The sequence below is a fragment of the Bacillus sp. NMTD17 genome (genome assembly GCF_002998735.1).
Classification (GTDB): Bacteria; Bacillota; Bacilli; order Bacillales; family Bacillaceae; genus Bacillus.
Window position 1 is genome coordinate 62029 of sequence record NZ_PVRH01000007.1, and the last position, 14819, is coordinate 76847.

Here is a 14819-nt window from a genome sequence, read left to right on the forward strand (position 1 = left end):
AAAAAAAGAACCTCCTGTCAGCCCAATCGGGTGTCTTAGGAGGTTCTTTTTTTAGATTTCTCTTCTTAATGCTGCTAATACATTCGTTTTTGTTGCTTTACGTGCCGGATTAAGCCCTGAAAGGATCGCTACCCCTGCGCTAATCACTGTTGCTGTGATCACAAGGCTGAGCGGAATATAGGAGAAGGTGATCGAGAATTGATCGCTTGACCCTCCCTCTGACATGGACGACAAAATGGCTGGAATGATTAAATTGACGGCGAAACTAATGATATATGAGATGATAATACCGATGATCGACCCAATCACCCCAATATAAGCACTTTCCATGAGGAACATTCGCTTGATAATCGATGGATTCGCACCAATGGCTTTCATAATCCCAATCTCTTGTGTTCGCTCTGTTACTGCCATTGTCATCGTATTAAAAATACCAATTGCAGAAATAATGACTGCGATACAGCCGACAAAAATGAGTCCAATTTTGAAGACAGTAAAGAACATATCCATACCTTCGAGCTGATTCGTCACAGAGATGACTTGGTAGCCCTCATCTGTCAGCTTATTCGTGAGTGCACCGACATTGTCGAATTTATCCGCATAGACAGAGGTCATTTTCTCGACATTTCCTGCTTCAGGAGATAGATCAAGTATTTGACCAAATTCCTTTTCATACGCATTCGGAATGAGAATTTTATGATCCTGCTGCCACTCCAAATTTGGCTTTTTCATGACTCCTACTACACGGAAATCAAATGTTTTTTCTTTGACGACTTCATTTTCTTCGTTGAGTTTTGGTACCTTGATTTGAATCACTTTATTTAAAATATCTTTCGTGTAGCCTTTTGGCTCTTTTGGTTCTTCTTCACCGTTTGACGTTTGATTTAATTCTTTTTCATAGGCTTTGCGCTCTTTATCCGTCCAGAGAAGTTCAGCCATATGATACCCAACCACAATTTCGTTTGCTGATGTTGGGACTTTCCCTCTGTCTAGTTCAAGCCCTGCTTCTTTTTCCTCTTTCATATCGGTCAGAGCAGCCTGCGTTTCACTTGAGCGGTCATCGAGCTCGACGTTTACCGATGGAACGAGAGACGTTCTTGAGACGACAGATTTCACATGGTCATATTTCTTTAAATCATCTACCTTGACGGCACCTTTTTCCTTGCCTAACACTTTCACTTCAGTGATGATTTGCTGTTTCATGATTTCATCTTGCGCCGATTTTTGCAAACCAAAACCGACAGATGCTAGAACGATTAAGAAAGAGCATGCCATTGTCGTCGCAAGAATGGTCATAAACACACGCAATCTATTTTTCTTCATGTTTCTTCTAATGAATTTGACCTGATCTCTAAATTTCAATGGTCTGTTCCCCTTTCTTTAATACACCATCATGAAGCTGGAACGTTGTATCTGCAATTGAAGCGACTTCATCGTCATGTGTAATGATGACAAACGTGATTCCTTTTTCACGATTGAGCTGCTGGATAAAGGCTAGAATTTCTGCTTCGGTTTCTGAATCTAGACTGCCTGTTGGTTCATCCGCTAATATAATAGATGGATTTAAAATCAAGGCTCTTGCAATACTCACACGCTGTTGCTGCCCGCCGGACAACTCATTCGGGTAATGCCCTGTATGATGTTCGAGGCCTACTCGTTTCAGCATTTCTTTTACTTTCGTCTTTCGTTCAGACGGCTTCACACCTTTTAAAGTGAGCGGAAGTTCAACATTTTCATACGTCGTTAAGCTCCCGATCAATTGAAAGCTTTGAAAGATAAAGCCAAAGTGATCTAAGCGGAAGTCCGCCCATTCTTTTTCATTAAAGCCGGTCACATCGGTACCATCAATGACAATTTGTCCGCTCGTTGGCGTAATATATCCTGAAATTAAGTTCAAAAGGGTAGATTTCCCCGAACCACTTCGTCCCACAATACAAGCAATGTCGCCTCTTTTGATGGATAGGTCAATCCCTTTCAGCACAGGAATTTCATTCTCTCTGCCCTTTTTACCAATTTTAAACACATGATCTAACGCTTGAACCTGAATCATCTCTACTCCCTACTCTCTGTTTATCTTTTTCGATATATTAAGAAATAACTTGTTAGTGCACCTACAACGCCGCCTATTAACATGCCAGTGATATAACCAAACATGGAATTATCAGAAGAAAATCCAACCCATCCAAATCCTAGAACACCGAAGACAATGACCATAATCTGAATAGGTCTATCCATTTTTGAGTAAAGGAAGAACCGGCCATTTCGTTCAATCGGATGCTTCATAAAGCTAAGCAAACCAATGAGATAAAATACAATCATCATCACAATGGGTACGATGAATTCTTCACCAGTGAACCAAAGTGGATATTCATGTTGAAAACGTTCAGTGGTGATATAAGTAATTGGAGAAATAGGCGAGATCAAATAATTGAAGATCCGATCCATCCACATTCCACTTGTTTTCATGATAAAATCTAAATGAACGATCGGTAGTCCAATCACTAAAAAGGGTAAAATAGCTGTGCTAAATGCAACGATTGCCTGGGAAATAGCACTTCCTGTTAAAGTACCAGCTGCAAAAAACAAGCTATACATCATCCAAGAGGACAGCAGCGAAAAGAAATAACCGCTGTTAAAGCCAGGTACCTCTAATGGATTAAGGCCTAATATAAGTAAATAAGTGAGAACATATGAGACGGCATGAATAATCGCAATGATTCCAGCGCCTAAGAAGAACTTAGTGTGATAAATCGTACTTCTGCTAAATGGCAAGGATAAGGTAAAATCCATCTGCCCTTTATTTCTCTCAAATCCAAGCTGAATCACAGCAAAGAAAATTCCCATTAACCATGAAAGGGAGAGAAAAGCATCCGTCTTAAAGATATAAGAAAAACGTGGTGAATCCGTAATACAAACTGTATCGTTTATGCACGTTTGAAAAGACGAATATTCCATTAAGAATGCAAAGGGCGTCGCAAGCGCCGCAACCAGCATCACTAAAATAAATGTCAGCTCTGATTGCTTCCACTCCTTATATAATAATTGCCGCTTTACCATCTCCGTTTCCCTCCAAACTTTGCAATGAATACTTCTTCTAAATTCACAGGCAGTTCATGCCATACTTTTGGCTGCAGCGACTTCAAGTACTCTTTAGCCTCTACATCGGTTTTAAGAACAAGCGCTGTATAAAAAATGCCCGCTTGATCTAATATAGCAACGCCATTTTTTCGTATACTCAAGTTCATATCTTCTTCAAAAGCCATCTGAATTTTGACATAATCATTCTTTAATTCATCTAGATCCATGACACTTGTGAGTTCATTTCCTTCTAAAAACCCGATTCGGTTACACATACGCTCAATATCCTCTAATCGGTGCGATGTAATGAGAATCGATGTTTCACGTTCCGCTACCTCGTCAATCATGAGCTGAAGAACATCATTTCTTGTGACGGCATCAATTCCATCTGTCGGTTCATCTAACAAAATCACCGCTGGCTTGATCGCAAAGCTTAAAATTAATGACAGCTGTTTTTTTAACCCTGTCGATAGTTCACGATATTTCACTTTTTCCGGAATTTCATAGCGGTTCACAAGCTCATTGGCATATGTCACGTCAAACTTCGGATAAATATGCTTTAACAGCTGGACAAGCTGTCCGTAATTGTATCTGTCAAAGTAGGGATTGACGACTGGCATATACACAATATTTTGCTTCACTAAAGGATGGTCTTTCACAAGCACGTCTTTAAAATAAATCTCTCCTTCATCTGGAAGAAGAATTTGCTGAATCAAGCGGAGAAGTGTTGTTTTTCCTGAGCCATTCCTGCCTAGCAGACCGAAGATCTCACCTTCGCCTATTTTGAAGGAAACGTTACTGAGTACTTCACGTCCATTTAATGTCTTTGATACATTTCTAACCTCAATCAACTTGTTTTCCTCCCTCAAGACTTGAGCCGATCTCTTCTATCCATTCCTTCAGTTGTTGAATATCAATACCGGCATAATGAGCTTCTATGATGAGTTGTTTTAATTGCTCCTTCATCTCCAACACCTTCCCTTCATTCAGCTTTAACTGAGCCCCTTCTGTTACATACGTACCGCGGCCTCTTAGTGTTTCAATAATCCCTTCCCGCTCAAGCTCTTTATATGCTTTACTGACGGTGTTTGGGTTGGCGATGATAATGGTGGCGAGCTCTCTGACAGAGGGCAGTTTGTCACCAGGTTTCATTACACCTTTTAGACATAAAATTTTCAACTGCTCAATGATTTGTTCATATAATGGCGCAGCGCTTCGTGGATCTATTTGAATCATGATGGCTCCCTCTTTCCTCATTCATGCTTTTGCAGTCCTATCGCTTGTTCATGCCCTTGCATTAAAGGGATTGAATTAGGTATCAAATCTTTTTGAACTTCAAAACCAATGAAAACGAGAACGAAAAAAAATGTACATGCTAACGCAACAGCCAGCACCATCCACTTCAAATTGATTGGTTTTTTTTCTTTTTTCATGGTTGAACACCTTTCTTCACTTTTTAAGTGTCTTTAGTGTATTAGTTGTTGTAGTACACTTAACACAATAAAGACACTCAGCCAAAAAGTCAATAGCCTTTTAAAAAATAAAAAACAGACCCTTAAAAAAAGGATCTGTTCATCATTCGTTGTCGTAAGAAATACCTAAAATCATTTGATTTTGCAAGCTTTGAATTTGAACACGCGCCCTGTCTAATCGCTCTCTTTGCTGGTCATTGGCGACATCTTTTAATTTTTCTAATTCGTTCACCGCATCTTCAAGCATAAGCTGCGCCTTAGAAAATTCGTCCTCATTATAATGCTCTTGGCGTAAGTTCAAATCAAATTGCTCATTTGCAAACTCAAGGGTTTCAGTACTTTTTTGGATAAATTCATCGATCGACTGCCTTGTTGCCATCTTGCATTCCCTCCATTTCATCATTGCTCCCGCCTATTTTGCCCACGTAAAGCTTTTTCACTAAAGAAAATGTTGGACAGATTCAATTGTCCTCCTTCATGATTTTTGTTAAACTTTAAGGATGCCTATTATTACGCAAGGAGGTTACTGACTTGGATCAGCATAACCCTTTTTTATATTCAAACAGCGAAAAACGCTATCACACATGGAACTATCATTTGCGAGAGCACTTTGGTCATAAAGTATTTAAAGTGGCCTTAGACGGCGGCTTTGACTGCCCAAACCGTGATGGTACTGTAGCCCACGGAGGCTGTACATTTTGCAGTGCAGCTGGGTCTGGTGATTTTGCAGGAAACCGGGCTGATGATCTCATCACTCAATTTAACGAAATCAAAGACCGGATGCACACAAAATGGAAAGACGGAAAATATATGGCGTATTTTCAAGCGTATACAAACACACACGCCCCGCTTCCTGTTCTAAAAGAAAAATTTGAAACCGTCATGAATCTGGATGGAGTGGTTGGTTTATCTATTGCGACAAGACCTGACTGCCTGCCAGATGACGTGGTGGAGTATTTAGCCGAATTAAATGAGCGCACTTATCTCTGGGTAGAGCTTGGTCTTCAAACGGTTCATGAACGTACAGCGATGCTCATTAACCGTGCCCATGATTATGAATGCTACGTAGAAGGTGTAGAAAAACTGCGAAAACACGGAATTCGTGTCTGCTCGCATATCATCAACGGACTGCCTCTAGAAAACCGGGACATGATGATGGAAACAGCAAAAGCTGTCGCAGATTTAGATGTGCAAGGAATTAAAATTCATTTACTTCACCTTTTAAAAGGAACCCCAATGGTCAAGCAATACGAAAAAGGCAAATTGGAGTTTCTAAGCCAGGAAGAATATGTTCAGCTTGTTTGTGATCAACTGGAGATCCTGCCGCCAGAAATGATTATTCACCGCATTACAGGGGATGGCCCAATTGAATTAATGGTTGGTCCGATGTGGAGTGTAAACAAGTGGGAAGTACTAAATGCCATTAATGCTGAGCTCGAAAGACGTAACAGCTACCAAGGCAAACGTTTCGTCAGATTGGAAGAAGCAGCCAAATGATTTTGAAACGCATGCTCCCTTTTAGTAAAGAGCTGTTAGAACGGGCTTGTCAAAAAGGCGACATCGTCATTGATGCAACAATGGGAAATGGCCACGATACACGCTATTTAGCTGATCTTGTAGGAAATGATGGACAAGTTTTCGCATTCGACGTACAAGAGGAAGCCCTACAGCAGACGAGAAAAAGGCTTGGCGAGGGATATCCTTACGTTCATCTGATTCACGATGGGCATGAAAAACTGGCTCATCACCTGCCAAAGGATGTTTATGGACATATTTCTGGTGCGGTGTTTAACCTTGGGTACCTGCCCGGAGGCGATAAAGCCGTCACCACTCAGGCTCATACAACCATCGAAGCCATCGAGCAGCTCCTCGACTGGCTTAAACCCGGCGGTCTGATCGTCCTTGTGATTTACCATGGACACTCCGAAGGAAAAAGAGAAAAAGAAGTACTTCTTGACTATTGCAGATCACTTCCTCATGAAGAGGCACAAGTTTTATCATATCAATACATGAATATTCAAAACGACCCGCCTTTTGTGGTCGCCATTGAAAAAAAGCTCAAATCCTAATGATCTGAGCTCAGATTATTGACAAAGGGCTAAAATGATTTTTATTTTAGCCCTTTGTCTTCTTTCAGCGTGATAGAAAACCTTTGCAGTCTAGGAAGAACGAGCACCGGAACGGAGCGAATTTGACATTCGTGAGTACCGGCGCACAGGACTGACAAAGAATGCGAGGGTTTGTCTGCGCGCTGAAGCTCAAATCCTAATGGATTTGAGCTTTTTTATGAGGATTTCATCCAAGGCATTTTCTGATAGGTCCGGTAAGCTCTTCCGTTGATATAGAAAAAGAATGATGTTTTCCCGCTTGATTTGATCAGCCGTTTTGCCAGCTTATTCATCTCTTTTTGGGCTGTCACTTTTTCATCGGACAAATAGACTGCCAGTAACCCTCTGTTAATCAATTTGTGAAAGTTTTCGTGCGGAATGCCTTTCAGCTGCTCATCCGCTTTTTCAATAAAATGCTGAAGTCTATCCATCATCTCATGATGAGAAGCATAGTAGGAGCAAAAGTTCAGATCTCCCCCAAGCCGGTCTTCTTCTTGGTCAATTAAATAATCAAGTAAAATGTGCAGACCTTGGATATAAGGGAAATAGCTTTCGTAAATTTGCTTCGCCTGCTTTTCTGTAAAATCCGGCTGCAGCGCATACGCCACAAGACAGAAAATCCCTAACGTTGATCCTGCACAAGCTGAAAATTCATACCATTCCATCTTAGGCAAATCCTTTTCATACTGGCGAAACCACGATTCTAGCCGCGGGACCCGCTCATGAGGAACGACGTGTTTATGTACTTGCAAATCACTGTAGTAATCACACAGCGTGTGTAAATATGGCTGAATGATTGGATAATGCTCAAGGCGCGTAAGCACGTCTTGACATGTGCGGACAAGCGCATGTAAATACCCATGATCCTCTTGATCATCACGGAATTGATAGTAAGGCTTGAGCTCAGCATGAATATCAAGCGCATCTCTCATCGCTTGATGCAGCATATGAAAATCTTTTGGATCCAGCGACGTGCTGCGGTCACATAGGTTATCTAAGTAATCACTGATGGTTTGATACGCCACAATGAATTCAATACACGTTTCTTTCGCCTCACCTGCTAGAAGAGATAAAATGCCTCCGCCTTCACAGTGAAAGGTTTTACTGGATATGCTCGCTAGTGCCTGCGTTCGCAGTTCTTCATTTTCAATCATTTCTGCATGAGCCCGCCACTTTTTCAGCTCCTGATGAACAAGCGGAAAAATATCTTTATACACCTTTGTCATCAGTGCAAAAGGACGCTCTGGTACTGACAAATCAATCCACCCCCAACTTAAAGCTCACCATCAAATATATTGATCTGTAAAGGCTCTTGCTGCCTTAAACACATCTTCTCTTTCCGGTTCATTAAAAATTTCGTGATACAGTTCTTCCCATTCACGGTATGATTTATTGGTTGATTCAATGCCATTGAACCATTTGATCACCCTCGTTTTATCCACGATCTTATCATCGCCCGCCTGCATTAAAAGGAGCGGAATCGATTTAAAGACATTCGTTGGCTGCATGGCCGCATCAATATTTTTGATCAGCTCTCGGTACCAGCGAACCGACACCTTTGTTACGTAAAGAGAATCATTTGAGTCTGCCTCAATCACAGCCTGATTCCGTGTGGCTAGTTCAATCGACAGCCCTGACTCGACTTTAAAGGACGGTGCCAGCACATTTAGACCTTTTGATGCAAAATCCATTAGCTTCTTCGGTTTAAATTGCAGACCTAAACAAGGTGATGATAAAATAAGGCCATCAATCTTCGTATGGGTATACTGCTTGATCCACTCAATTGAAATGAGTCCACCCATACTGTGTCCAAGTAAAAAAGTAGGAAGCCTGAATGATTTCGCATGTTCGATCCATTCATCTATTGTATCAATGTATTCCTGAAACGAGCGAATGTGGCCGCGCGCACGTGTCGATGTCCCTTGCCCAGGGAGGTCACCCATAACGACGTGATAGCCTGCATTTCGCCACATTTCGATCAGCCATTTATATCGGCCGTGATATTCACTCGCACCATGTACAATTACAATTGTACCAACTGGTCTTTCAGCATGCCAAGTCCACAAAGTAAACACCTCACAAATGTTGTATTAAGAAAGGAAGTCGAAAAAGTGATTTATCCATATCATCAGTTTACACCTGAGATTCATGAATCGGTCTTTGTCGCAGATAACGTCACCATTACTGGTGATGTCACGATTGGAGAATATTCGAGCGTGTGGTTTCAAACCGTCATCAGAGGCGATGTCGCTCCTGTGAGAATTGGAAAAAACGTCAATATTCAAGATTTATCCTGTCTGCATCAAAGTCCTGGAAAAACACTTCTTATAGAAGATGGTGCTACCATTGGACACCAAGTCACATTACATAGCTCAATCATTCGAAAAAATGCCCTCATTGGTATGGGGTCCATCATTCTCGATGGTGCAGAAATTGGCGAAGGTGCCTTTATCGGTGCAGGTAGTCTTGTCCCTCAAGGAAAGGTTATTCCAAAAGGATCACTCGCTTTTGGCCGTCCAGCCAAGGTCGTCCGTCAGTTAACAGATGAAGATATCCAAGACATGGACAGAATCCGTAGAGAATATGTAGAAAAAGGACAATACTATCGTTCCCTTTTATCCCGTTAACATCATACGTGTATCTTCACTTTATCATGTTTTTTTCAGGATATTAAGCAATAACTATGAACCGCTTGTTATTTTACCCTTTTCCACTGCTTTCTATCATGACAAAAAAGGTTTTCAGCACAAAGCTGAAAACCTTTTTTCATTAACTAAAGATGACTTCTTTCGGTTGATGATTCAACTGCTCTGGATCAATGCTGCGCTCCACATAAATGCTGTGCCAAATCATAAAGATGAGGACGGTCCAAATCTTACGGCTATGATCTGCTTTGCCAGCACAATGCTCATTTAATAAATCAAGCACATATTGCTTGTTAATGTATTCATCTGTTTGACTGTTTTTGATGATGTCTTTCGCCCAAGCATTCATCTCATTTTTCAGCCAATGACGAATTGGCACAGGGAAACCAAGCTTTTTACGGTTTAACACATGGTCAGGCACAATGCCCTCTGCTGCTTTACGCAATAAATATTTCGTTGTGCCATCTTTTGTTTTCAGCTCTTCTGGAATTTTAGAAGCCGCTTCAAAAACGACCTTATCAAGGAATGGAACACGAAGCTCAAGAGAATTCGCCATCGTCATCTTGTCTGCTTTCAGTAAGATGTCTCCGCGCATCCACGTATGAATATCAACATATTGCATTTTGTTAATATCACTGTAGCCTGCGCTTTCCTCGAAGTATGTCTTCGTTACGTCACGATACGTGATGCTTGGATCATAATGTTTTAAGAGATTTTTCTTCACTGGCTCTTCAAAGATTTTCGCATTACCGATATAACGTTCCTCTAATGGCGTACAGCCGCGAACGATAAAGCTCTTCCCTTTCATTCCTTCTGGCATTAATCGCGCCAGACGAAGAAGAAGCTTTTTCAGCATAGATGGTACAGATTCAAATGGTTTAAGAGAAAGAGGCTCACGGTAAATATTATATCCGCCGAACAGCTCGTCCGCTCCCTCACCTGAAAGAACAACCGTCACTTGTTTCTTCGCTTCTTTTGCCACAAAATACAATGGAATCGCCGCCGGATCAGCTAAAGGATCGTCTAAATGCCAGACAATCTTCGGAAGCTCGTTCATATATTCCTCTGGAGAAATGACGGCACTGAAGTTTTGTAAGCCTAGCTTATCAGCTGTTTCCTTCGCGACATCGACTTCACTAAAGCCATCCTGCTGGAAGCCAACAGAGAATGTCTTCAGCTCAGGGTGTAATTCCTTTGCGACAGACACGATGAAGGAAGAATCAATACCACCTGATAGGAATGAACCAACAGGTACATCACTTCTCATGTGAACTTTCACAGAATCATAGATTGCATCGCGTACTTCTTCTATTAATTTCTCTTCTTGTGTTTGTTCAGGCTTGAATTGAACCTTCCAGTATGTCTTAAATTCGATCTCCTGTCCTGGGCGTAAAATAAACTGATGACCAGGCTCAACTTTGTGCACCTTTTGATCAAGTGTATTTGGCTCAGGAACGAACTGGAACGACATGTACTGCTGCAATGAAGTCTCATCAAATAAGATGTTCTCGTTCACAGCCATCAAGCTTTTGCGTTCAGACGCAAAGTACACTTGCTCATCCATTTGTGTAAAATAAAGCGGTTTGATGCCAAAAGGATCTCTCGCGCCATATAATTGCTGCGCTTCTTTATCCCAAATTAAAAATGCAAACATGCCGCGAAGTTTAGAAGCCGCCTCTTCTTTATAATGACGGTATGTGGCAAGCAGTACTTCCGTATCAGAATCTGTGCTGAACGTATAGCCCTTTTTCACAAGCTCTTCCTTCAGCTCCACATAGTTATAAATTTCTCCGTTGAAAATAATCCAATACTTTTCATCTTCATAAGAAAGCGGCTGCTTTCCGTGCTCAACATCTATAATACTTAAACGTCTAAATCCAAATCCTACATGCTCGTCATGAAAGTAACCCTCATCATCGGGACCACGGTGAACGATGAGACGATTCATTTGTTTAATTAACTCTTCCTGCTCAGTAGTTTCGGACAATGGACGGTGATTAAATACACCAACAAACCCACACATATTATTGCCTCCACGTTATGTTATTTCTTAAAAGTAGACCTATAATTAGACAGTATTTTGTCCGATTTTGTTTCACATTTTTTCACTTTTTGTAGAATTTTTTTAATCAAAAGGAAAACCGCTTAAAATAAGCGGTTTTCTATGTTGTTATTGTCCTAATGCTTCTTTACGAAGCGTATCGGCTTTATCCGTTTTTTCCCACGGAAGATCTAAATCATGACGGCCGAAATGTCCGTATGCAGCTGTTTGTTTATAGATCGGACGACGCAGGTCAAGCATTTTAATAATGCCAGCTGGACGAAGATCAAAGTTCGCACGAACCACTTCAATTAATTTTTCTTCAGAAGCTTTTCCTGTTCCGAATGTATCAATTGAAATCGATACAGGCTGTGCAACACCAATTGCATAAGCAAGTTGTACTTCACAAGAATCTGCAAGACCGGCAGCTACGATGTTTTTCGCTACGTAACGAGCGGCGTATGCCGCAGAACGGTCAACCTTTGTTGCGTCCTTCCCAGAGAAAGCACCGCCGCCATGACGAGCGTACCCGCCATACGTATCAACGATGATTTTACGTCCAGTTAAACCAGCATCTCCTTGAGGTCCACCGATGACGAAACGGCCTGTTGGGTTAATAAAGTATTTTGTCTCTTCGTCAATGAGTTCGCTTGGAACCACAGGGCGGATGACATGCTCTTTTAAGTCGCTTTGAATTTGTTCAAGCGTCACTTCTGGTGCATGCTGCGTAGAAATAACCACTGTGTCAATACGAACAGGTTTATTTTGCTCATCATATTCTACTGTTACTTGTGTTTTTCCGTCTGGACGAAGATAGGCAAGTGTTTGATCCTTGCGCACTTCTGTTAAACGCAGAGATAATTTATGCGCTAGTGAAATCGGCAGCGGCATGAGCTCTTCGGTTTCGTTGTTGGCAAAACCAAACATCAATCCTTGGTCACCTGCACCGATCGCATCAATTTCTTCTTCAGTCATTGTTCCTTCACGTGCTTCAAGCGCTTTGTCTACACCTTGCGCAATATCAGCAGACTGTTCATCAATGGATGTGAGCACTGCACATGTTTCCGCATCAAAACCATATTTCGCACGTGTGTAGCCAATTTCCTTAATCGTGTCACGCACCGTCTTTGGAATATCGACATAAGTAGACGTTGTAATTTCACCGCTTACTAATACGAGACCCGTTGTAACAGAAGTTTCACAGGCAACACGTGCATTTGGATCTTTCTTTAAAATTTCATCCAAAATGCTGTCTGAAATTTGATCACAGATTTTATCCGGATGTCCTTCTGTTACTGATTCTGAAGTAAATAAACGACGATTTTGACTCATAATGGCTATTTCCTCCTGTACAAGACCACATCATCCCAAGATGAGGCCTCCAATATGATACGGAACTCGTTCCCTCTTATATTTGAAAACGTTTCTATTAGAGATGTTATTGGCAATTTGTTCATATGATATCCCAAAAATAAAAAAACCATTTCCTTCATTGCGAGGAAAGGGTCTGAGATCGCATGCCTTTCACTCTTATCGCTCAAGGTGTTCTTGTACCTTGCATCAGGTTAGCACCTTGGTTTCTCAGCATATTCATGCCTTTTTCACAAGAAACCGGTTGCTGGGCTTCATCGGGCCTGTCCCTCCACCAACTCGGGATAAGAGTATCCGTTCAATAAGATATCTTATCTCAAACCCTTGCATCATGTCAATGCTTCATCAGAATTATCTCCCCTCTTTTTTACCTCACCCTTAGCATCACCAAAAAGCATATTTTCATAGCAGAAATGAAAAAACACACACAAAAATATTTAAATAGTATAGACTATTATTATCAATGTGTTATACTAATCGAAACAAACAAATTCAACGGTAAAGGAAGGGTTTTTTTATGAACTCAGTGGATTTAAAAGAAGATTTGCAGTCATTGTTCTCATTAGAAAATACGCACCAAAATTTATCTGTTCCGAAACTTGTTGAAAAGATTTTGGCACGTGATGAAGGCGTCTTAACATCAACAGGAGCTGTCCGCGCTACAACTGGTGCCTACACAGGACGTTCGCCTAAAGATAAATTTATCGTCAAAGAAGAAAGCTCTGAACATAAAATTGATTGGGGTCAAGTCAACCAGCCGATCTCTAAAGAAGCATTTGACCGTTTATATACAAAGGTTGTGTCATACTTAAAAGAACGTGATGAACTATTCGTCTTTGAAGGATTTGCCGGCGCTGATGAAAGATACCGTATGCCAATTACAGTGGTAAACGAATTTGCATGGCACAATCTCTTTGCAAAGCAGCTGTTCATCAGACCTGACGGATCCACACCTTCTTCAAACGAAAAACCGTTCACCATCTTATCTGCACCGCACTTTAAAGCAGATCCTGAAACAGATGGCACAAACTCTGAAACGTTTATTATCGTTTCTTTTGAAAAACGCACCATTCTGATCGGTGGTACAGAATATGCAGGAGAGATGAAAAAGTCCATTTTCTCTGTCATGAATTACCTGCTTCCTGAGCAAGATATTTTATCCATGCACTGCTCAGCAAACGTCGGTCAAGAAGGCGATGTCGCATTATTCTTCGGCCTTTCAGGTACTGGGAAAACGACGCTTTCTGCAAGTGCAAGCCGCAAGCTGATCGGTGACGATGAACACGGCTGGTCTGGCTCAGGAGTCTTCAATATTGAGGGCGGATGCTATGCGAAATGTGTGAACTTAAGCGAAGAAAAAGAACCGCAAATCTACAAAGCCATCAGCTTCGGATCAGTTCTTGAAAATGTTGTGCTTGATGAAGAAACACGTGAAGCGGATTATGATGACACATTCTTCACTGAAAACACACGCGCTGCTTACCCAATCGAAATGATTGATAACATCGTGAAGCCAAGTATCGCAGGACATCCTTCTGCCATTGTCTTCTTAACAGCTGATGCATTTGGCGTTTTACCTCCAATCAGCCGTTTAACAAAAGAACAGGCGATGTACCATTTCTTGAGCGGTTACACAAGTAAATTAGCAGGAACTGAACGCGGTGTCACATCACCAGAAACGACATTCTCTACTTGCTTCGGTTCACCGTTCTTGCCGCTTCCAGCTCACGTCTATGCTGAAATGCTTGGCAAAAAAATTGATGAGCACGGCGCAAAAGTATTCCTTGTGAATACAGGCTGGACTGGCGGAGGCTATGGTACAGGCAAACGTATGAACCTAGCGCATACAAGAGCAATGGTGCAGGCAGCGATCGAAGGTGACCTCGACAACGCCGAAATGATCACTGATGACATCTTTGGATTACACATCCCGCTTCATATTCCTGGCGTACCAGATGAAGTGCTTCAACCTTCTAAAACATGGGATGACCAAGAGGCTTATCAAGAAAAAGCACACTTCCTTGCCAATGAATTTAAAAAGAACTTCCAAAAATTCAGCCACGCAGCAAGTGACATTGAAGCCAAAGGCGGACCACGCGTATAA

The 14819-nt window shown here is 41.5% G+C and carries 15 protein-coding genes and 1 riboswitch; of the genes, 4 read left to right on the forward strand and 11 right to left on the reverse strand.

Annotated features, from left to right (window positions below; all coding sequences use genetic code 11):
- Positions 1-51: 51 nt before the first annotated feature.
- From C6347_RS17855 to C6347_RS17885, 7 genes are all read right to left on the reverse strand, one after another.
- Positions 52-1362, reverse strand: a complete 1311-nt coding sequence (locus tag C6347_RS17855; RefSeq protein WP_060597052.1) for an ABC transporter permease — start codon at positions 1360-1362, stop codon at positions 52-54.
- On the reverse strand, positions 1352-2050 hold the full coding sequence (locus C6347_RS17860) for an ABC transporter ATP-binding protein (protein WP_106071948.1): 699 nt from the start codon (positions 2048-2050) through the stop codon (positions 1352-1354). Before C6347_RS17860 ends, C6347_RS17855 begins: the two co-directional genes overlap by 11 nt.
- Positions 2051-2070: 20 nt before the next feature.
- Complete coding sequence (locus C6347_RS17865) at positions 2071-3057, reverse strand: ABC transporter permease subunit (RefSeq protein ID WP_106036990.1); 987 nt, start codon at positions 3055-3057, stop codon at positions 2071-2073.
- Positions 3051-3929 (reverse strand): ATP-binding cassette domain-containing protein, encoded by an 879-nt coding sequence (locus C6347_RS17870; protein WP_060597055.1) that lies wholly within the window; start codon positions 3927-3929, stop codon positions 3051-3053. The genes C6347_RS17865 and C6347_RS17870 overlap by 7 nt, the downstream gene beginning before the upstream one ends.
- Positions 3922-4314 carry a GntR family transcriptional regulator gene (locus C6347_RS17875; RefSeq protein ID WP_034665384.1) on the reverse strand — a complete coding sequence of 131 codons (393 nt, stop codon included), beginning with the start codon at positions 4312-4314 and terminating at the stop codon, positions 3922-3924. The genes C6347_RS17870 and C6347_RS17875 overlap by 8 nt, the downstream gene beginning before the upstream one ends.
- A gap of 17 nt (positions 4315-4331) precedes the next feature.
- Positions 4332-4511 carry a hypothetical protein gene (locus C6347_RS17880; RefSeq protein WP_034665379.1) on the reverse strand — a complete coding sequence of 60 codons (180 nt, stop codon included), beginning with the start codon at positions 4509-4511 and terminating at the stop codon, positions 4332-4334.
- 142 nt (positions 4512-4653) lie between these two features.
- Complete coding sequence (locus C6347_RS17885) at positions 4654-4929, reverse strand: YtzC family protein (RefSeq protein ID WP_034665376.1); 276 nt, start codon at positions 4927-4929, stop codon at positions 4654-4656.
- A 152-nt stretch (positions 4930-5081) separates the two neighbouring features.
- Here C6347_RS17885 and mnmL point away from each other — a divergent pair, with 152 nt between their 5' ends.
- Together mnmL and mnmM are read left to right on the forward strand one after the other, a co-directional pair.
- Positions 5082-6047, forward strand: a complete 966-nt coding sequence (mnmL, locus tag C6347_RS17890; protein ID WP_003217704.1) for a tRNA modification radical SAM protein MnmL/YtqA — start codon at positions 5082-5084, stop codon at positions 6045-6047.
- A complete protein-coding gene (mnmM, locus tag C6347_RS17895) occupies positions 6044-6619 on the forward strand; it encodes a tRNA 5-(aminomethyl)-2-thiouridylate-methyltransferase MnmM (protein WP_060597056.1) in 576 nt (191 codons plus the stop codon). The genes mnmL and mnmM overlap by 4 nt, the downstream gene beginning before the upstream one ends.
- A gap of 215 nt (positions 6620-6834) precedes the next feature.
- On the opposite strand, the gene C6347_RS17900 is transcribed toward mnmM, so the two are convergent.
- Positions 6835-7914 carry a tetraprenyl-beta-curcumene synthase family protein gene (locus C6347_RS17900; protein ID WP_060597057.1) on the reverse strand — a complete coding sequence of 360 codons (1080 nt, stop codon included), beginning with the start codon at positions 7912-7914 and terminating at the stop codon, positions 6835-6837.
- Positions 7915-7944: 30 nt separating this feature from the next.
- Positions 7945-8724: an alpha/beta hydrolase gene (locus C6347_RS17905; protein ID WP_034665364.1), complete on the reverse strand. Its 780-nt coding sequence runs from the start codon at positions 8722-8724 to the stop codon at positions 7945-7947.
- A 45-nt stretch (positions 8725-8769) separates the two neighbouring features.
- On the opposite strand from C6347_RS17905, the gene C6347_RS17910 reads away from it, so the two are divergent.
- Positions 8770-9285: a gamma carbonic anhydrase gene (locus C6347_RS17910; protein WP_106031925.1), complete on the forward strand. Its 516-nt coding sequence runs from the start codon at positions 8770-8772 to the stop codon at positions 9283-9285.
- 142 nt (positions 9286-9427) lie between these two features.
- On the opposite strand, the gene asnB is transcribed toward C6347_RS17910, so the two are convergent.
- Positions 9428-11326 carry an asparagine synthase (glutamine-hydrolyzing) gene (gene asnB / locus C6347_RS17915; RefSeq protein ID WP_060597058.1) on the reverse strand — a complete coding sequence of 633 codons (1899 nt, stop codon included), beginning with the start codon at positions 11324-11326 and terminating at the stop codon, positions 9428-9430.
- Positions 11327-11473: 147 nt separating this feature from the next.
- Positions 11474-12676 carry a methionine adenosyltransferase gene (gene metK, locus C6347_RS17920; protein ID WP_034665356.1) on the reverse strand — a complete coding sequence of 401 codons (1203 nt, stop codon included), beginning with the start codon at positions 12674-12676 and terminating at the stop codon, positions 11474-11476.
- 195 nt (positions 12677-12871) lie between these two features.
- A riboswitch (SAM riboswitch) is annotated at positions 12872-13006 on the reverse strand.
- Positions 13007-13232: 226 nt separating this feature from the next.
- On the opposite strand from metK, the gene pckA reads away from it, so the two are divergent.
- On the forward strand, positions 13233-14819 hold the full coding sequence (gene pckA / locus C6347_RS17925) for a phosphoenolpyruvate carboxykinase (ATP) (protein ID WP_060597059.1): 1587 nt from the start codon (positions 13233-13235) through the stop codon (positions 14817-14819).

Coding starts and splice junctions, on each gene's coding strand:
- C6347_RS17860 (WP_106071948.1), bottom strand. CDS start 2,050: ATGATTCAGGTTCAAGCGTTAGATCATGTGTTTAAAATTGGTAAAAAG.
- C6347_RS17865 (WP_106036990.1), bottom strand. CDS start 3,057: ATGGTAAAGCGGCAATTATTATATAAGGAGTGGAAGCAATCAGAGCTG.
- C6347_RS17875 (WP_034665384.1), bottom strand. CDS start 4,314: ATGATTCAAATAGATCCACGAAGCGCTGCGCCATTATATGAACAAATC.
- C6347_RS17880 (WP_034665379.1), bottom strand. CDS start 4,511: ATGAAAAAAGAAAAAAAACCAATCAATTTGAAGTGGATGGTGCTGGCT.
- C6347_RS17885 (WP_034665376.1), bottom strand. CDS start 4,929: ATGGCAACAAGGCAGTCGATCGATGAATTTATCCAAAAAAGTACTGAA.
- mnmM (WP_060597056.1), top strand. CDS start 6,044: ATGATTTTGAAACGCATGCTCCCTTTTAGTAAAGAGCTGTTAGAACGG.
- asnB (WP_060597058.1), bottom strand. CDS start 11,326: ATGTGTGGGTTTGTTGGTGTATTTAATCACCGTCCATTGTCCGAAACT.
- metK (WP_034665356.1), bottom strand. CDS start 12,676: ATGAGTCAAAATCGTCGTTTATTTACTTCAGAATCAGTAACAGAAGGA.
- pckA (WP_060597059.1), top strand. CDS start 13,233: ATGAACTCAGTGGATTTAAAAGAAGATTTGCAGTCATTGTTCTCATTA.